The 16,585-nt window shown below is 66.3% G+C and carries 17 protein-coding genes and 2 pseudogenes; 8 read left to right on the forward strand and 11 right to left on the reverse strand.

What is annotated here, in order from left to right; translation table 11 throughout:
- Positions 1-202: 202 nt before the first annotated feature.
- From kaiC to KQ310_RS11580, 3 genes are all read right to left on the reverse strand, one after another.
- Positions 203-1,711 carry a circadian clock protein KaiC gene (gene kaiC, locus KQ310_RS11570; RefSeq protein WP_259721902.1) on the reverse strand — a complete coding sequence of 503 codons (1,509 nt, stop codon included), beginning with the start codon at positions 1,709-1,711 and terminating at the stop codon, positions 203-205.
- Between the two features lie 161 nt (positions 1,712-1,872).
- Positions 1,873-2,268 carry a circadian clock protein KaiB gene (gene kaiB / locus KQ310_RS11575; RefSeq protein WP_259721903.1) on the reverse strand — a complete coding sequence of 132 codons (396 nt, stop codon included), beginning with the start codon at positions 2,266-2,268 and terminating at the stop codon, positions 1,873-1,875.
- Positions 2,265-3,158, reverse strand: a complete 894-nt coding sequence (locus KQ310_RS11580) for a circadian clock protein KaiA (RefSeq protein WP_259721904.1) — start codon at positions 3,156-3,158, stop codon at positions 2,265-2,267. The genes kaiB and KQ310_RS11580 overlap by 4 nt, the downstream gene beginning before the upstream one ends.
- A gap of 183 nt (positions 3,159-3,341) precedes the next feature.
- Here KQ310_RS11580 and rplU point away from each other — a divergent pair, with 183 nt between their 5' ends.
- Positions 3,342-3,704, forward strand: coding sequence for a 50S ribosomal protein L21 (rplU, locus tag KQ310_RS11585; protein ID WP_259721905.1), 363 nt, complete (start codon positions 3,342-3,344; stop codon positions 3,702-3,704).
- Positions 3,705-3,751: 47 nt separating this feature from the next.
- Positions 3,752-4,015 carry a 50S ribosomal protein L27 gene (rpmA, locus tag KQ310_RS11590; protein ID WP_197156758.1) on the forward strand — a complete coding sequence of 88 codons (264 nt, stop codon included), beginning with the start codon at positions 3,752-3,754 and terminating at the stop codon, positions 4,013-4,015.
- A 115-nt stretch (positions 4,016-4,130) separates the two neighbouring features.
- On the opposite strand, the gene KQ310_RS11595 is transcribed toward rpmA, so the two are convergent.
- Together KQ310_RS11595 and KQ310_RS11600 are read right to left on the reverse strand one after the other, a co-directional pair.
- A complete protein-coding gene (locus KQ310_RS11595; RefSeq protein ID WP_259721906.1) occupies positions 4,131-4,934 on the reverse strand; it encodes a bifunctional 2-polyprenyl-6-hydroxyphenol methylase/3-demethylubiquinol 3-O-methyltransferase UbiG in 804 nt (267 codons plus the stop codon).
- A gap of 54 nt (positions 4,935-4,988) precedes the next feature.
- A complete protein-coding gene (locus KQ310_RS11600; protein WP_259721907.1) occupies positions 4,989-5,768 on the reverse strand; it encodes a queuosine precursor transporter in 780 nt (259 codons plus the stop codon).
- Positions 5,769-5,877: 109 nt separating this feature from the next.
- Between KQ310_RS11600 and truB the strand changes: the two genes are divergently transcribed.
- Complete coding sequence (gene truB, locus KQ310_RS11605) at positions 5,878-6,777, forward strand: tRNA pseudouridine(55) synthase TruB (RefSeq protein WP_259721908.1); 900 nt, start codon at positions 5,878-5,880, stop codon at positions 6,775-6,777.
- 83 nt (positions 6,778-6,860) lie between these two features.
- Complete coding sequence (locus KQ310_RS11610) at positions 6,861-7,706, forward strand: YebC/PmpR family DNA-binding transcriptional regulator (RefSeq protein WP_259721909.1); 846 nt, start codon at positions 6,861-6,863, stop codon at positions 7,704-7,706.
- Positions 7,707-7,708: 2 nt separating this feature from the next.
- On the opposite strand, the gene KQ310_RS11615 is transcribed toward KQ310_RS11610, so the two are convergent.
- Both KQ310_RS11615 and KQ310_RS11620 read right to left on the reverse strand, forming a co-directional pair.
- Complete coding sequence (locus tag KQ310_RS11615; protein ID WP_399238219.1) at positions 7,709-8,500, reverse strand: glucosamine-6-phosphate deaminase; 792 nt, start codon at positions 8,498-8,500, stop codon at positions 7,709-7,711.
- Positions 8,472-9,851, reverse strand: coding sequence for a SpoIID/LytB domain-containing protein (locus KQ310_RS11620; protein ID WP_259721910.1), 1,380 nt, complete (start codon positions 9,849-9,851; stop codon positions 8,472-8,474). The genes KQ310_RS11615 and KQ310_RS11620 overlap by 29 nt, the downstream gene beginning before the upstream one ends.
- 142 nt (positions 9,852-9,993) lie before the next feature.
- Here KQ310_RS11620 and rnz point away from each other — a divergent pair.
- Both rnz and psbV read left to right on the forward strand, forming a co-directional pair.
- Positions 9,994-10,926: pseudogene (gene rnz / locus KQ310_RS11625) on the forward strand (ribonuclease Z); the annotation flags it as partial.
- 207 nt (positions 10,927-11,133) lie between these two features.
- Entirely contained in the window at positions 11,134-11,646 is a 513-nt protein-coding gene (gene psbV, locus KQ310_RS11630; RefSeq protein ID WP_259721911.1) for a photosystem II cytochrome c-550, read from the forward strand.
- Positions 11,647-11,818: 172 nt separating this feature from the next.
- Here the strand turns inward: psbV and KQ310_RS11635 are convergent, their stop codons facing one another.
- The 4 genes from KQ310_RS11635 to serA all read right to left on the reverse strand — a co-directional run bounded on the left by KQ310_RS11635 (position 11,819) and on the right by serA (position 15,471).
- Positions 11,819-12,229, reverse strand: coding sequence for a hypothetical protein (locus KQ310_RS11635; RefSeq protein ID WP_259721912.1), 411 nt, complete (start codon positions 12,227-12,229; stop codon positions 11,819-11,821).
- Between the two features lie 201 nt (positions 12,230-12,430).
- Positions 12,431-12,730 (reverse strand): ferredoxin, encoded by a 300-nt coding sequence (locus KQ310_RS11640; protein WP_259721913.1) that lies wholly within the window; start codon positions 12,728-12,730, stop codon positions 12,431-12,433.
- Positions 12,731-12,877: 147 nt separating this feature from the next.
- Positions 12,878-13,828 carry a 50S ribosomal protein L11 methyltransferase gene (prmA, locus tag KQ310_RS11645; RefSeq protein ID WP_259721914.1) on the reverse strand — a complete coding sequence of 317 codons (951 nt, stop codon included), beginning with the start codon at positions 13,826-13,828 and terminating at the stop codon, positions 12,878-12,880.
- Positions 13,829-13,884: 56 nt separating this feature from the next.
- Entirely contained in the window at positions 13,885-15,471 is a 1,587-nt protein-coding gene (gene serA / locus KQ310_RS11650; protein ID WP_259721915.1) for a phosphoglycerate dehydrogenase, read from the reverse strand.
- 125 nt (positions 15,472-15,596) lie between these two features.
- On the opposite strand from serA, the gene KQ310_RS11655 reads away from it, so the two are divergent.
- Together KQ310_RS11655 and KQ310_RS11660 are read left to right on the forward strand one after the other, a co-directional pair.
- A complete protein-coding gene (locus KQ310_RS11655; protein WP_259721916.1) occupies positions 15,597-16,100 on the forward strand; it encodes a hypothetical protein in 504 nt (167 codons plus the stop codon).
- A gap of 36 nt (positions 16,101-16,136) precedes the next feature.
- Positions 16,137-16,585 (forward strand): annotated as a pseudogene (locus KQ310_RS11660) (photosystem II S4 domain protein); the annotation flags it as partial.

Below are 16,585 nucleotides of genomic sequence, written 5' to 3' on the forward strand. Positions count from 1 at the left end.
CACTCAACCTGTTGCGGCTGGCTGGTTTTCAGTCGATCCGCGCTGGGATGCAGGCGGTGATGCACGACATCACGACACTGCTGGCGATGGCGATGCGTCAGCCAAAGCCCAAGCCATGCTGAAACTTTGAATCAGCCCTGGCCAACAAGCTGTGCTCATTGAGCTGGTTAAGCTGGCCAGGCGTCCGAGGTCATGACGGACTTCAGAGATCATCCGTGGTCACACCACGCACAATACGCGCCAGCTCGCTGCGTTCGTCATTGGTGATGCGGTGTGGCACCCCAGAGATAATCCGCTCGAAGTTCGAGAAAGAATCCCTGATCTCCGGGCCCTGGCCGGTGATCACGAACTCGCGAATGCCCTTGTCGTGCCAGGAGCCACGCATCTTGAACACATTCAGAGCGCGGGCCATTTCGCCTCGAATCTCCACATATTGCAGCATCAGAATGGTATCGGTTATGGTAGAGATATGCGAGTCGGTGATCGAGTGGCTGCCCATGAATTCTTCAGAGGTATTCGTAAAGAAGCCGGTGATCTCCTCCTGCTTGGCAAAACCGGTAATCCCAATCACAAACTGGCGGAACGCATTGTGGCTCACGCCCCTAGCTAGGGCTGAGAGGGAATCGATCGCGGTGCGCGTAGGCTTGAACTGACTGATTTCGGTCTTGATGATCTGAAGATGATCTTCCAGACCGGTCGACTCGGGATAGGCACAGATGATCTTGAGCAATCCATCCTGCTCCATCTGCTCGAAATCAATTCCCCAGCTGGTGGCATTGCGCAGAAGCTGGGCGCGTGACTCTTCATAGGCAAACAGAATGGCGCGCTCCTTGCTGCGACAGGCATCCTCCACGAACTTACTGACTAGGAGCGTCTTACCGGTGCCGGTGGCGCCGGTGGCGAGAATAATCGAATCCTTGAAGAAACCACCACCGCACATCTCGTCCAGCCGAGGCACGCCGGAACTGACGCGCACGTTGGAAGAACGTTGGGTCAATCGCATCGCGCCCAATGGGAAGATGCTCATGCCATTTTTACCCATCGTAAAGGGAAATTCGCCCTTCATGTGGGTAGTACCACGCAACTTGAGCACCTCCAGGGTGCGGCGACGCCGCTCACCTTCCAGCACATTGCGCAGGATGATGACATTGTCAGAAACAAACTCTTCAACGCCATAGCGGGCGATCGGCCCGTATTCATCAATCCGCTCCGATGTCATCACCGTAGTGACACCGATTTCCTTGAGGCGCGCAATCAGGCGGAAGATCTCACGCCGCACAACCGATAAGGCATCATACTGCTGAAACACCGACGTGATCGAATCGATCGCAACGCGCCGAGCCTTGTATTTCCTTATGGCATAGTTGATTCGCTCAATCAAGCCGGACAGGTCAAAAGAGCCGGCCACATCCTGTCCGCCTGGATCAGGAGAAGCATCCAGGACAAACAGCTTATCTTGCTCGACGAGTTCCTGGAGATTCCAGCCAAAACTTGAGGCATTGCGCAGGATGTCAAGCGGCGATTCTTCGAAGGTCACGAAGATGCCAGGTTCATTGAACTGATGGATACCGTTGTAGAGAAAACTCAACGACAGGACAGTCTTCCCAGTTCCAGAGGTTCCACTAATCAGTGTCGAACGACCGATCGGCAACCCTCCATGGCAGATGTCATCCAGCCCCTCGATCGCCGTAGGGAGCTTCTGCACCTGCATCTGGCCGTGGCTGGGTCGATTCAAATCCTGCATTGTCGGGTCAATCTTGTGAAGAGGCTAGGCCGCGAATCGGCTTGCGGGTCCTTGGAACGGAAACAGATGTGGGGTTGGCAACGATCCGTTCAGAAACGATCAACTCAGAGCCTGTCCCTTCGCACAGCTCAAAGCGACTCCCCCTCAACATCCACGCCCTGACCCGATCCGTCGTCTTCAACCTGCCACTGACCAAATACTCTGGGATCGAGATCGGAGAGTCCCTCCTCGGAGAGCTCTTCGTAGAGCAGATCGAGGCCGATCAGCACCCGCTCCCGGTCGGACAAATCCCCGATGATCCGGCGTACCGGCGGCGGCAGGATCTTCGAGAGGGTAGGCGTCGCCAGGATTTTATCCTCTTCAGCCAACTGCGGACTCTTGAGCACGTCGATCACCTTGAGGGCATAGACGCCCTTGAACTCCGTTTCAAGAATGTCGCGCAGCGTCCTCAAGGCCCGGATGGAGCTGGGGGTGTTCCCAGCCACATAGAGCTTGAGGATGTAGGTCTTGCGGGGAGTGGTCATTCAGAGCTCTCGATTGACAAGGCCTTGTTGGCAAGCATCTCACGAGACTCGGCCGATGGAGCGTGGCTGCGGCCGATCAGGCTGTCGGGGGGCAGGGAGCGGCGGTACATTTCGCAAAGGTGGGCCATCACGTCCAAGAGGGTAATGCGGTAGTCCTGGAGAAAATCATCACCCCGACCCTCCAAGCGCACCTTCTTCCAGAGCCCATCAATCAGGCTGGCATGAATTTCAACAACTTTGGTGATTGAAAGATCACTAAAGAAGGCTGTGTTCACAAAATTTTCCAGTGCCTCATTGGCGGCAGCTGGGTCTCGAAAATAACTGAGCAGGAGGTCGCGGTAGGTGCGCTGCAAGGACTGCAGCAACGTCTGCGCCTCCTGCTTGGGCAGGTTTCGCAGAAAACGGGTTGTATCCCGCTTGTAGAAAACCCCAAGATAGCCAAGTCGATCCTTGAGGCGATTGGCCAGTTTCCATGCCTCAGGAGTCGGAGCGCCACTGTCCGGGGATTGACCAGAGGCCTGCAGCAGCCCGTGCCGTAGAAAGCGCGACACAGCCGCATCAATACTGTATTTGAGCTGCTCCAACTGGTCGGGCTGAAGATGCACCTCGGCTTCATGGTATTGACACTGGCCTCCACCCCGGCCGATCACCACCGCCGGCAGCAACAACCCGTGCCTGGCCAAGCGTTGGAGCAGCGCAGAGGTGCTCTCGGTCTGGTCGACCAGCACCACATCAAAGTCTTCAAGGTGGTGATCAAGCTTGGCGACCAGATCCACCTCGGGTGCGATCGTCACCAGCTCGTAGCGATCATCCCGCAGCATCCGGGCAGAGGCCTTGGCAAGCCGCTCGTCGCGTACCAGGGAGGCAACCGTGAGGGCCGGCTTGGGCATCGGGCGCAGAACAGGCAACCGTCTGGGGAGCGACGGGCGGGATCGGGTGCAAGCCACCGCATGGTTGCACGGCCACATCTTGACGGCGGGTGGCCTGGACTGTGAGGATCACTCTTTGTTATTCCAGTCCCGTGCGCCCAGGCTCCAATGGCTTTACGCCAGCCTGGCCACGCCCCTGAGCCCATGAGCAAGACCGAGAGCACTGCGGCGGCGGCCCCCTACGCGATCGTCGAAGCCAGCGGCCAGCAGTTCTGGCTGCAGCCCAACCGCTACGTGGACCTGGATCGCCTGGCGGCCGAGGTGGACAGCACCGTGACGCTCGAGAACGTGCTTCTGATCAACGACGGCGACGCCACCACCCTGGGCCAGCCCTACGTGACCGGTGCAACGGTCGAACTGAAGGTGATGGAGCACCGCCGCGGTCCGAAGCTGATCGTGTACAAGATGCGTCCCAAGAAGAAGACCCGCCGCAAGAACGGTCATCGCCAGGAGCTCACCCGTGTGATGGTTCAGTCGATCAGCGTGGCCGGCAAGGCGATCTCCTGAAACCGCGTACCAAGCTCAACCCCTCCCTCCTTTTCCCCTGATCCCCCATGGCCCACAAGAAAGGCACAGGCTCCACCCGGAACGGCCGGGATTCCAACTCCAAGCGCCTGGGCGTCAAGGCCTACGGCGGTGAGGCCGTGAGTGCCGGTTCGATCCTGATCCGCCAGCGCGGCACCTCGGTGCTGCCTGGCGTCAATGTGGGTCGCGGCTCCGACGACACCCTTTTCTCCCTGGTGGATGGTGTGGTGAGCTTCGACAGCATCAAGCGCGGACTGCGCAACCGCAAGCGCATCAACGTGGCCGTCGCCTGAAGGCCTCCTGGTCAAAGCACCCCAGGGCCGGCGTTCAATGCCAGTCTTGATCATGGCCGGCGAGGTGTCGCCGGCTTTGTTGTGTGGGTGCCCACCGACGGGCGGCAGCCGCCGGTCATGCCGCCGGCAGCACTCGATAGGCGCGGGTCGTGATCAGGTAGGGGTGGAACACCTCGAGGAAGCGACCCTGCAGACGCCGGAAGAAGGCCTCCACCAAGGCAGGATCGTCGAAATGGAAGGGATATTCGCCGTCAAAGCCGCGGAAGAAATACCAGTTCAGCAAGGCAATCGCCTCAGGGCTCATGCGGGCGGCGAAGCGATCCAGCTGGCCGGCAGGGTCGGGCAGGTGCTCCAGCACGTCCAGGCAGACGATGGTGTCGAACTGCGGCGGCAGGCGTGAATCCTCCAGATCACGGCAGCAGAGCAGGCGATCCGCCAGCCCAAGGCGCTCGGCCCGCCACTGCACGAAGGCCCGGTTGCGGGGATTGAGGTCCACGACACACACCCGATCCACCGCCGGCAGGGCCGCCGCCGCCAGGGCGTGCGTGCCGATGCCGCCGCCGAAATCCAGCACCTGGCCGCGGGCAAATCGCTGCTGCAGCCGCAGGGTGTCAGCGATGTAATCGGCGCTGCCCAGGTGCCAGGCGGCCAGCTCCAGGAGATGTCCATCTCCCACCGTGTCTTCGTAGAAGGCACTGGCCCGCTCCGGGCTGAACCCACCCGGATGCAGCGCCGCCAGCGCATCGGTGCTGCGCGGCAGCCGCGCCTCCAGCTCCTCTGGCTGGATCGCCAGAAAGGCGGCCAGCTGGCTGCGCAGATCGAAACCGCTGGCCAGGAACGCCTCCAGCCCCAGATCCGGCAGCAGCGGTTCCGTCGCGCTTCGAAGGGCAGGGTCAGCGACCGGATCGGCGGCAGGCATGGGCAGGGGAACGGGCAGCGGCCGCCAACTTAGGGGTGAGAGGAACCGCTGGACTCAGGCCGGAAACTGCTCCTCCCCCAACTCGGCCCCGGGACCGGGAACCTCCAGCCAACGCCGCAGCACGGCCACCAGCCCGTAGAAGGGCAGGGTGTCGGCCAGGGCCGCCACCACTTTGAACACGTAGCCGCTGGCGATGAAGCTGGCCAGCTGCGGCAGCACCGGCTCCGCCTCGCGCACCGGCAGCGCGTGGTTGGCGTAGTGGCTGATCAGCACCACCGCCGTGGTGTCCACCAACTGGCTCACCAGGGTGGAGCCGTTGTTGCGCAGCCACAGGGCACGGCCGCCGCTGAGGCGCTTCCAGAAATGGAACAGGCGCACGTCGGTGAACTGGGCGGCCAGATAGGCCACCATCGAGGCCCCCACTGCCCCGAAGGCGAGCCGGCGCATCTCATAGAACACCGGCAGCTCCGTGCTGCCAGCCCCGACCGCCAGGCCGCTGCCGGCACCGGGCACACCGGCGGCACCACCCCATCCATCGAGCCCCGGCAGCACGCCCCCCAGCCAGAGGATCAGCACGATCCAGCCGTTCAGCAGCAACCCCACCCAGACCAGCTGGCTGGCCTTCTGCTCGCCCCAGATCTCACTGATCAGGTCGGTGCAGAGGAAGGTGACCGGGTAAGGCAGGGCGCCCACGGCCACCACGATCGGCCAGGAGCCGATCGATCCGAGGGTGAGGAAGCGGGTCAGCCCCAGGATGTTGAGCATGCCCATGGTGCCCAGGAAAAGGCCCGCCAACACCAGAAACACGAGATCGCGGCGCTGCTGCAGGGTCACGGAGGGCGAGGCGACAACCGCCCCAGGTTGGAGGGGTGACCGGCAGCCGCGGCGGCGCTGGCAACGGGACTGTCACAGTCCCTGGCGGCACCCATCCACCCGTCCGCCCATGCCAGCTGCCCCGCCCAGCGACCCCTGCGGCTTCCTGGTGCTTGATAAGCCCGCCGGGCTCACCTCCCACGGCTGCGTCGCCCGGGTGCGGCGCGCCTACGGCCTGCGGCGGGTGGGCCATGGCGGCACCCTGGATCCGGCCGTGACCGGGGTGCTGCCGCTCGCCCTGGGGGCCGCCACCCGGCTGCTCCCCTATCTGGAGGGCGACAAGGCCTACCGCGGCAGCGTGCAACTGGGCCTGCGCACCAGCAGCGACGACCTCGACGGCGCGGTGCTCAGCCAGTCCTCGGTACCGCCCCTGGAGATAGCTGATCTGGAGGCGGCCCTGGCCCCCTTCCGGGGGGCGATTCAGCAGCGGCCGCCCCAGGTCTCGGCGGTGCACGTGGAGGGCCAGCGGGCCTATGCGCGGGTGCGCGGCGGCGAGACGCTTGATCTGGCGGCCCGGCCGGTGCGGATCGAGCAGCTGGACCTGCTCGGCTGGGACCCCGGCAGCGGCCGCCTGGAGCTGGCGGTGACCTGCAGCGCCGGCACCTACATCCGCGCCCTGGCCCGCGATCTGGGCAAGGCCCTGGGCTGCGGGGGCTGCCTGGCCCATTTGCGCCGCACCGCTGCCCTGGGATTCGACCTCCGCCAGGCGGTGAGCCTGGAACAGCTGGACGCGGAGGCATTGCCCAAGCTGCTTGATCCGCTGGCGGCTCTGACCCACCTGCCGCAGCAGCGGCTCGATCCGGCGGCCTGGCCAGGCTGGCGCTGCGGCCGGGCCTTCGCCGCCGCCGAGCTCCATCCAGGCGGGCAGGCCGTGGCAGTGCTCGGCCCGGATGGCAATCTGGCCGGCATGGCCAGGGCCGATGGGCAGGGGCTGCTGCAACCGAAGCTGGTGTTCGATGCCGCTGGTTGAGCACCGCCCGGTCCCGACCTGACCGACGACCGGCTCCGATTCCGGTTCCAATGTCGTCCCCCTTCCGTTTGTTCTTCTGATCGATGGCCGGCCACAGCAAATGGGCCCAGATCAAGCGCAGCAAGGCTGTGGTGGATGCCAAGCGCGGGGCGGTGTTCACCCGCCTGGGCCGCGAGATCATGGTGGCGGCCAGGGGCGGCGCCGATCCGGCCGGCAACTTCCAGCTGCGCACCGCCATCGAGAAGGCCAAGGCGGCGGGAGTGCCCAACAACAACATCGATCGGGCCATCCTCAAGGGCTCCGGTCAGCTGAGCGGCGAGGGCGACCAGTTCGAAACGGTGCGCTACGAGGGCTACGGTCCCGGCGGCGTGGCCGTGCTGATCGAGGCCTTCACCGACAACCGCAACCGCACCGCCGCCGACGTGCGGCTGGCCTTCGGCAAGCAGGGCGGCAACCTGGGCGAGACAGGTTGTGTGGGCTACCTGTTCGAGCAACGGGCTGTCGTGCGCCTCGAGGCGGCATCGAGCAGCAACGGCCGCGAGACGAAGCGACCCGGCAGCGCGGCGGCGGGTCCAGCGGCCAGCAGCCCCGCCAGCCTTGAAGAGGAGAGCCTGCTCGAACGGCTGTTGAGCCTGGAGGAGAGCGGCGGACCGGCGGTGAGCGGCTACGAGATCGAGGCTGATGCCGCCGAGGTGTTCGGAGACTTCGCAGATCTCGAAGCCCTGCAGGACGGCCTGCGGCAGCTCGGCCTGCCGGTGCAGAGCTGGGAACACCGCTGGATTCCCCAGACCAGCTGCCGCCTCGACGACCCGGAGCAGCTGCGCGCCTGTCTGCGCATGCTCGACGCCCTGGAGGAGCTCGACGACGTGCGCAGCGTCACCGTCAACCTCGAGGCCGACGCCGACCTCCTGGAAGCCATCGCGGCCTGAGTTCAGCCCTCCAGGGCCGCCCGATCGACCACCAGGGTGCAATCGGGATGGTGACGCAACCAACTGGCCGGCAGCTGGGCCGAGGCGAACTCCTGGAGCAGCCGGCGCAGCACAGCAGCCTTGGCCGCTCCGGTGACCACCAGCAACAGCCGACGGGCGGCCAGGATCTCCCCCAGCCCGAGGGTGATCGCCTGGGTCGGCACCGCGGTGGCCTCGCCACCGAATGCAGCGGCGTTCTGGAGACGTGTCGCCTCACTCAACCGCAGGCAGCGGCAGCGCGACTCCGGTCTGCAGGGAGGTTCGTTGAAGCCCACATGGCCATTGAGGCCCAGCCCCAGGAGCTGCAGACCGATCCCCCCCGCCGCCGCCACCGCGGCGGCATAGCGTTGGGCCTCCGCCAGGGGATCAGGCGCCGTGCCATCGGGAAGCCGCACCGCGGCGGCTTCCAGGCCGAGCGGACCGACCAGATGGCGCGCCATCACCGCCGTGAAAGAGCGGGGATCGGCTGCGGCCAGGCCCACATACTCATCGAGGTTGAAGCTGAGCCAGCCCCGGCGCAGCCGCTCCTGATCGACTGGCGGGTGGCGCGCCACCCGATCGGCCAGGCACGCATAGATCGGCTCCATCGTGCGGCCGGTGGCCAGGCCGAGGGGCCTTGTTCCACCGGCCTGCGGATCGAGACGCTCGTCCAGCACGGCCTTGCTCACCCAGTCGGCCACTGCCGCGCCATCGCGCAGGGCCACAAGCTGGAACTCCGTCACCCCCTCACTGGGGCAGGGGCCGAAGCTCGGCACCCTGGTAGTAGTGCCGCAGGATCTGGTCGTAGCTGCTGCCCTGGCGGGCCATGCCGAAGGCGCCCCACTGGCTCATGCCGACGCCATGGCCGAAGCCGCGTCCGGTGGCCACGATCGAAGGCTGGGGAACCTGCAAGGGCAGGGCCGGCATCACGGGGATCATCTGCGGGCCGGCCGGATTGCCGCTGGCCGAATCCACCGGAACCTCCCCATCGGAGGTCACCCGAGAGGCGGAGGTCACAGGAGAGGGCGGTGGCATCACCGGCAGGGCCGCGATCTCCGGCTGCAGCAGTTCAAACCGCACCAGGGTGCTGCGCAGTCCGAGCCGGCTGCGCAGATCGGCACCGGTCACGAGCAGGCTGCCAGCCGGCCCGGAGATCCGCGCCTGACGCACGCGACCGGAGCCTGTGGTGGAGACCACCTCAATACGGTTGACGCCACCGGTCTCGGGGAAGGCCTTGCGCAACTGCTCCGGTTCAAGCCGGAGCTGCCAGTGGCTCACCGGGCTGGTGTCGTCGAAGTCCGGCACGCTCACCAGGTAGGGGAGCTGCTGGCGCCAGAGATCACCGCTGTTCTCGGTGGCCCCGCCGCTGCTGCTGTGGAACACGGCATTGATCAGGGCATTGCCATGTAGCAGCACCTGGGATCGGGTGCTGGCCACGGCCTCGCGGGTGGAGGAGGTTTCCGCCTCCACGCCCTTGTACATCTGACTGGCGACGGTGGCCTTGAGATCGAAGGGGTCCTTGGGGCGGCGTTGCTGCAGGGCGTAGGTGCGGGCCGCCACCGCCTGGGCGCGCAGGGCCTCCAACGGCCAACTGGCCGGCATCTCGCTGCCCACCACGCTGGGCAGATAGCTCTCGATGCCGATCACATTGATCGCCTGCAGCCGCGAGCCGCTGCTGAGCAGTTGCAGGCGACCGCGATAGGCCTTGCTCTGCAGCAGGAACGGGGCAGCCTCGATCGCACCGGAGCGATCCCGTGACGCCTGGGGACTGACCATGGGCTCAATCCACAGTTCGGCCAGCGGCAGGCTGCGGAGGGGCTGGGCAGAGCCGGCCGTGAGCGGTTCGGTCCGCAGGGCGGTGGCGGTGGCGCTGAGGCGCAGGCCGGTGCCGGGCTGCAGTTGCAGCAGCTCGCGGCCCCGGCCATCGGCGATGCGCAGCGGAGCCTCAGAGGCGGCGATCTCAAGGCTGGATCCCTCCTTCAACAGGATCCGCAGCTGGGGTTCAGCCGTCCGGGCCTGAACCTCCGCCGGCGGAGCCAACGCCACCAGGGGCAGAGCGACCACAGGGCAGGCAGCGACCAGCAGAGACAGCGGCGCCAGGATCCTCAGGGGCGGTTTCGACCACATCGGCGAAGGCAGCGCTGGAACGTCGGGCCCATTGTGCGGAGCCCGCAGGGGTGAGGCCAGGCGACGGCTGAGGAACCGGCTGACCCAGCGCGACGTGGCTGCATCCAGGACGTGGCAGCATCCAGATCAAAGGCGGGGTGCCGTGCAGGTCACGTTTCTGGGAACCAGTTCCGGTGTGCCCACGCGCGCGCGCAATGTGTCTGCCGTGGCCCTGCGGCTGCCGCAGCGCAGCGAGCTGTGGCTGTTCGACTGCGGCGAAGCCACCCAGCATCAGTTCCTGCGCAGTGAGCTGCGGGTGTCGCAGCTGAGCCGGATCTTCATCACCCACATGCACGGCGATCACGTCTTCGGACTGCCGGGCCTGCTGGCCAGCCTGGGCCTGGCCGGCAACTGCAGCGGGGTGGACCTCTACGGTCCCGATCCCCTGCGCGACTACCTCGAAGGGGTGCTGCGCACCTCCTCCACCCGGATCGGCTACCCGCTGCGCACCCACCGGGTGCGGGAGGCGGCCCAGAGCGGCGCTGTTTTGTTGGATGACGACGACCTCTGCGTGCGCTGCACGCCCCTGACCCACCGGGTACCGGCCTACGCCTACCGCGTCGATCAGAAGTCGCGGCCGGGGCGCTTCGACGTGGAGAAGGCCCGCGCCCTCGGCATCCCACCGGGTCCCATCTACGCCGAACTGAAGGCGGGCAGGAGCATCCAGCTTGAGAGCGGTGAACGGATCGACGGCGCCAGCCTGTGTGGACCGGAGCGGCCGGGCTGCAGCGTCGTCTATTGCACCGACACCGTGTTCAGCGAAGCGGCGGTGGAGCTGGCCAGGGGCGCCGACCTGCTGATTCACGAGTCCACCTTTTCCCATGGGGAGGCCGATCTCGCCTTCGCCAGGCAGCATTCCACCAGCACCATGGCGGCCCAGACGGCCCTGGCAGCCGGCGTGAAGCGTCTGGCGCTCACCCACCTGAGCCCGCGCTACATGCCCGGCAACCCGATGACGCCCGACGACCTGCTGGCCGAAGCGCGGGCGATCTTCCCGGAGACGGTGATCGCCAGAGACTTCCTCACCCTCGACATCGCCGCACCCGAACCTGCCGCAGACAGCAACGATCAACCCCTGGAGACAGGGGCCGCGAAGCAGGCCAGGACCCACAAAAGCAGCCGCTCAACAGCAGCGCTGCAGGGGTAAAACCTGCAACAGTTCTTGATTCCCTGCCGGGGAACCCTTCCCCCGTGATACAAGGTCTCAGGTGCGGTGACACCCGCCATTTCGCCGGCTTTCTCCATGGCCCCTCTCCTCTCCTCAGCCCTTCGCGCCCTTGTCCGGACCGCGCTGGTCCTGCCCCTGGCGCTGCTGGTCTGCTTCGGTGGCCCCGCCCTTGCCGCCCAGTGGGATGCCGACACGCTCACCGTACCGGTATCGGCAGATGGCAGCAGCGTGACCTTCAGCGAACGGGAATTCAAGACCGGCCGCAAACTGTTCAACGATTCCTGCGGCACCTGCCATGCCGGCGGCATCACCAAGACCAACCAGAATGTGGGCCTGGATCCCGAAACGCTGGCCTTGGCCACACCTCCCCGCGATTCGGTGGATGCGCTGGTCGACTATATGAAGGATCCCACCTCCTACGACGGCGAATACAGCATTTCCGACGTGCACCCCAGCCTGCGCAGCAGTGATGTGTTCGTGAAGATGCGTGACCTGGATGATGAAGATCTTCGCCTGATCGCCGGTTACATCCTGGTCGCCCCGAAGGTTCAGGGCATCCAGTGGGGTGGCGGCAAGATCTACTTCTGAGTTGTCTGAAAAGCCTGTTCAACCTTCAGTTCCATAACTCCTCTGCCCCGACCGCTTCAGCGATCGGGGCTTTTTTTTCGAGCCTTGCGACCGCGTCGGGGCTCTCCTACTTAGGGGCGGTGGTGATGGCGCTTGCTGTTGGTTGTTGATCCTGGTGTTGCCGTGGCCGTTGCTATGGCGGTGGCGGAGACAGGTGCGGTGGCAGTGGCGGCGGTGGTGGTGGCGGCTGATGGTTGGCCGCATCCCAGGAGCTGGGCAGCTTGCTGTACCACCACTCCTGCAGGGCAGGGGCCAGCCGCTGCGGGAACAGGGTGATCACCGTGCGGGTGGGCCGTGATCCCGGCTGCAGCAGTTCCACCACGTAGGACGGGCAGCGCCGCGCCGCCAGATCGGCCACGAAACGACGGCCGATCCGCCGCCAGCTGGGTTCCTTGCTGCGCCAGGCCAGGCGGCAGCAGGGCCACGGCAGCTCCTCGCGATCAAACAGACGGCAGCAGGGACCCAGGACCCGGTAGCTGTACTGCCCGCCTGGACTGCCGTGCTCAGTGCCGGGATCCAGAAGGGCATGAACCTGCTGGGACATGAAAAAGCCACCCCGAAAGGTGGCAGGAGAGAACGGAACGGAAACCCGAGGACTCAGCCGAAGGGGCCTGGACGACAGGCCGATCACACCTGATCTCGAGCCAGTAGCCAGAGGTGAACAGACCCTCGGCGGCAGGTGGCCGGTGGAGGGCTGCTTGTGCGACGTGGCGCGGGACCCAGACAGAGGCCCCGCAGAGGCAGCTCAGTAGAGCTCTTCTTCGGAGTGGGTATTGATGGTGCAGTCGCTGGTGGGGTAAGCCACGCAGGTGAGCACGAAACCGGCTTCGATCTGGTCGTCGTCGAGGAAGCTCTGGTCAGACTGGTCCACGGTGCCGGAGGTCAGCTTGCCTGCGCAGGTGGAGCAGGCGCCAGCGCGGCAGGAGTAGGGGAGATCAATACCCTGCTCTTCGGCTGCATCGAGGATGTACTGGTCGTCAGGAACCTCGATGGTCTTGTTGAGGCCCTCGCTCTCGTTGATGAGGGTGACCTTGTAGGAAGCCATGAATGGGGTTGGAGCTGACAGGAGACATGGTCATCCGCAACGGAACGACCCGGCCTGTAGGACAGCCCATTCATACATCCGCCGCCGCTGATTCCTGGTGATTTGGAATGGGCGGCCTGGGAAGGCCAATCAAAGGCAGGTCACAGATCAGCGTGCCTTATGCAACATCCGCTCCCGACGGATGGTCAGCAGCCCCCACTGACTCTGGCTGGCCGTGAGCTCGGCCTGCCAGCCGGCCCGGGCCAGAGCCCGCTCCAGAGCAGGCACCTGCTCCACCAGCAGGCCGCTGAGCAGGCCCACCCCATCGGCCGCCAGCAGGCGATCGAACCCAGGGCAGAGCGCCTCGATCACAGGCGCCAGGATGTTGCAGAGCAACAGATCAGCCGGCACACCCTCGAGCAGCGCCTCGAGCGCCTCCACGGAGCCCTCCGCCACCCGCACTACGCCCTCTGGCGCCAGGGAGAGGGCGTTGAGCGCCGCGTTCTCCGCCGTGGCCCGCACCGCCAGGGGATCGGTGTCGCTGGCGGCCAGAGCCGCAGCTCCAAGCCGCAGGGCCCCGAAGCCGAGGATGCCGCTGCCACAGCCGAGGTCGGCGACCCGCCAGCCCGTCAGAGATCCAGCCGCCGGATCCTCGATCGCCAGGTGTTCCATCGCCTCGAGGCAGAGGCGGGTGGTGGGGTGACTGCCGGTGCCGAAGGCACTGCCAGGATCGATCTTGATCACCAGACGCTGCGCAAACTCCGGCGGCACCTCCAGCCAGGCCGGCAGGATCAGCAGCCGCTCCCCGATCGGATCGGCCTGCCAGTGCTGCTTCCAGCTCAGGCTCCAGTCCTCCTCGCCCTGGCAGTGCCAATCAAGCCGAGGCAGGGCCAGAGCAAACGGTTCCCCCAGGGCGGCCAGGGCGCGCTCCAGCTCGGCGCGCTGTGGCGCCGGCCAGTCGATCTCCGGCAACCAGGCCACCAGCCGGTGCTGCTCAGGCGTGGCGGGAAGGGACTGGATCGCCACCCGCCCCACCCCGAGGGTCTGGAGCTTCCAGAGGAGCGACTCCTCCAGTTCGGCTGGAGCATCCATCTCCAGGCGCCACCAGGTGAGGGTCATCGGGTCAGGGAGCCGCCTTGCACCGGCCAGCCTCCTTCAACGCGCCCCCGAGGTGCTCAGAGGGTGACCGGATGGGCCTCCTGGATGCCGTTGATCGAGTGAATCGTCGCCAGCAGGCTGGGCGGGATCGGATCGTCGAGGCTGAGCACCATCACGGCATCACCCCGCACGATGCGGCGGCCCACCTGCATCGAGGCGATGTTGACGTTGTGCTCACCCAGCAGCGAACCCAGCTGGCCAATGATGCCGGGCATGTCGCGGTGGCGGGTGAACAGCATGTGGTGGCTGGGGGCCACGTTCACAGGGAATTCGTCGATGGTGACCACCCGAAGTTCGCCGTCGGCGAACACGGCACCGGTCACGCAATGATTGCCACTGGAACTGCGCGACACCAGCTGCAGGGAACCGCCGGCGAAGTCGCGGCTGCCGTCGTCCTTGACCTCCAGCACGTGGATGCCACGGGCCTTGGCCTCGAGGCTGGCGTTGACGTAGTTGATGCTGTCGCCCAGGGCGGTGGACAGCACCCCCTTGAGGGCCGCCACGACCAGGGGCTGGGCCGGATGGGCCGCGAAGTCGCCCTGCAGCCGCACTTCCAGCTCGCTGATCTGGCCTCCGGCCAGCTGGCTGATCAGCTGGCCCAGGGTCTCGGCCAGCTGGAGATGGGGCTTGAGCTGCTCCATCACCTCGGCATTGAGGCCCGGAATGTTGACGGCACTGCGGGCGGGCAGGCCCAGCAACACATCGCGGATCTGCTCCGCCACGTCGATCGCCACGTTTTCCTGGGCCTCCTCGGTGGAAGCACCCAGGTGGGGCGTGAGGATCAGCCGCTCCTTCACCCCCCGCAGCGGGGAGTCGGCCACGAGGGGCTCCTTGGCGTACACATCCAGGGCGGCGCCGGCGATCACCCCCTGCTCCACCGCCTCAGCCAGGGCGGCCTCGTCGACGATGCCGCCGCGGGCGCAGTTGACCAGGCGGGCCGTGGGTTTCATCGTGCGCAGCAGCTCCGCATTCACCAGGTTTTCGGTATCCGGCGTGCGGGGCAGGTGGAGGGTGATGTAATCGGCCTCCGCAAACAGCTGGGGCAGGGGCAGCAACTTCACCTGCATCTGCTGGGCACGCTCCGCCGACACAAACGGGTCGTAGGCCACTACCTCCATGCCCATCGCCCGCGCCACCCGGGCCACGTGGGAGCCGATCTTGCCGAGCCCCACCACGCCGAGCGTCTTCTTGTAGAGCTCGTTGCCCACGTATTTCTTGCGGTCCCAGCCGCCGGCCATGGTGCTGGCATGGGCATGGGGCACGTGGCGGGAGAGCGACAGCAGCAGGGCCAGGGCCTGTTCGGCCGCCGCGATCGTGTTCCCTTCCGGTGAGTTCACCACCAGCACGCCGCGCTTGGTGGCGGCCGGCACATCGACGTTGTCGACCCCCACGCCGGCCCGGCCGATGATCCGCAGCTTGTCGGCGGCCGCGATCACCTCCGCGGTGACCGTGGTGCCCGAACGGATCATCAACGCCTCGTAGTCGCCGATGACCTGCTGCAGCTCCTCGGGCGAGAGCCCCGTGCGCACATCCACCTGAGCCACCTGGGAGAGGATGTCGATCCCCGCCTGATCGATGGGATCGGAAACCAGAACCTTTGTCATCACCCGGCGTGCGAAAGGGAGGCCCGCGGTGGCGAGAAGCGCGATGCCGTGGCCGGCGGTGCAGTGTAGTGAGCAGGGAGAATCAGACCGGTAACGCGTCGCCGCCAGTGGCGGGGAGAGACGGCATGGCGACATGTGTGGTGGTACTCAACGACCGCAAGCGACTGCATCAGTTGCGGGATCGGCTGGCGGCCCTGTCAGCGCCTCCGGTGCTGCTGCTGGCGATCGGAGAGGGGGAAGCGGATCTGGCGGGGGTGGAACGGCTGGATCCAGCAACCACCCGGCGCCGGCGGCAGCGCTCGATGGTCCGCTGGCTGCTGCCCTTCGGCTTCTTCGCCGGCTTCACCTTCACCTTCGTGGCGGATCTGGACACCTTCGCCTTCGCCGGCAGCTGGGGCAACCACCTGATCGGCGGCCTGCTGGGGCTGATCTCGGGCTGGATAGGCAGCTTCGCCGCGGCCGCCAGCGTGGCCTCCGACGACGACGACCGGATCCGCACCCTGCGCAACCGGGTGGGCGAGGGCAACTGGCTGCTGCTGGCCGAAACCCGCGGAGCCCAGGAACTCCCCTGGAGCGTGGTGCAACAGGCCAAGCCGATGGCCGTGATCCAGCTGGAGGACGCCTCCTGAGCTCCTCAACAGCGCGATCCCACGACTGAATCCACCATGGTGTTGCCCCACAAGGCCCTGCTGGAGGGTTGCCGTCATCCGGAGGCCCTCAGCCCGCTGATCGAGGCGGCCGAGCAGGCCCTGCGCACCTGGGAGCCGGTCTGGAGCGCCATCGTGTCGGCTCCGGTCCGGGAGGAGGCCGAGCAGCGCCTCGGCGAACTGGCCGACCTCGATCTCCAGAGCTGGGGCGGCTTCGCGGGGGCTGAGCGGCGGCGCTTGCTGCTGCAGCGCCGCGAGGTGGTGCAGCCGGCCGAAAACCTGCCGGCAGACCTGGTCGGCCTGGAGATCAGCGGCAACTTTCTGTTCGATCCCGCCTCGATCGACGACCTCCAGGCCGGCCTGCAGGCCGCCGGGTTGGCGGAGCAGGAGCGGGGCGATCTCTGGCTGCGCGGCGACCGGGGCGGACAGGCGGTGGTCGCGGCGGCCGCCGCCGAACGGCTGCATGC

The sequence above is a fragment of the Synechococcus sp. CS-1328 genome, from assembly GCF_025128095.1.
Lineage (GTDB): Bacteria > Cyanobacteriota > Cyanobacteriia > PCC-6307 > Cyanobiaceae > CBW1002.

Coding starts and splice junctions, on each gene's coding strand:
- kaiB (WP_259721903.1), bottom strand. CDS start 2,268: ATGACCACTCCCCGCAAGACCTACATCCTCAAGCTCTATGTGGCTGGG.
- KQ310_RS11635 (WP_259721912.1), bottom strand. CDS start 12,229: ATGTCCCAGCAGGTTCATGCCCTTCTGGATCCCGGCACTGAGCACGGC.
- kaiC (WP_259721902.1), bottom strand. CDS start 1,711: ATGCAGGTGCAGAAGCTCCCTACGGCGATCGAGGGGCTGGATGACATC.
- KQ310_RS11580 (WP_259721904.1), bottom strand. CDS start 3,158: ATGCCCAAGCCGGCCCTCACGGTTGCCTCCCTGGTACGCGACGAGCGG.
- psbV (WP_259721911.1), top strand. CDS start 11,134: ATGGCCCCTCTCCTCTCCTCAGCCCTTCGCGCCCTTGTCCGGACCGCG.
- truB (WP_259721908.1), top strand. CDS start 5,878: ATGCCAGCTGCCCCGCCCAGCGACCCCTGCGGCTTCCTGGTGCTTGAT.
- KQ310_RS11640 (WP_259721913.1), bottom strand. CDS start 12,730: ATGGCTTCCTACAAGGTCACCCTCATCAACGAGAGCGAGGGCCTCAAC.
- serA (WP_259721915.1), bottom strand. CDS start 15,471: ATGACAAAGGTTCTGGTTTCCGATCCCATCGATCAGGCGGGGATCGAC.
- KQ310_RS11610 (WP_259721909.1), top strand. CDS start 6,861: ATGGCCGGCCACAGCAAATGGGCCCAGATCAAGCGCAGCAAGGCTGTG.
- rpmA (WP_197156758.1), top strand. CDS start 3,752: ATGGCCCACAAGAAAGGCACAGGCTCCACCCGGAACGGCCGGGATTCC.
- KQ310_RS11655 (WP_259721916.1), top strand. CDS start 15,597: ATGGCGACATGTGTGGTGGTACTCAACGACCGCAAGCGACTGCATCAG.
- KQ310_RS11595 (WP_259721906.1), bottom strand. CDS start 4,934: ATGCCTGCCGCCGATCCGGTCGCTGACCCTGCCCTTCGAAGCGCGACG.
- KQ310_RS11620 (WP_259721910.1), bottom strand. CDS start 9,851: ATGTGGTCGAAACCGCCCCTGAGGATCCTGGCGCCGCTGTCTCTGCTG.
- prmA (WP_259721914.1), bottom strand. CDS start 13,828: ATGACCCTCACCTGGTGGCGCCTGGAGATGGATGCTCCAGCCGAACTG.
- rplU (WP_259721905.1), top strand. CDS start 3,342: ATGAGCAAGACCGAGAGCACTGCGGCGGCGGCCCCCTACGCGATCGTC.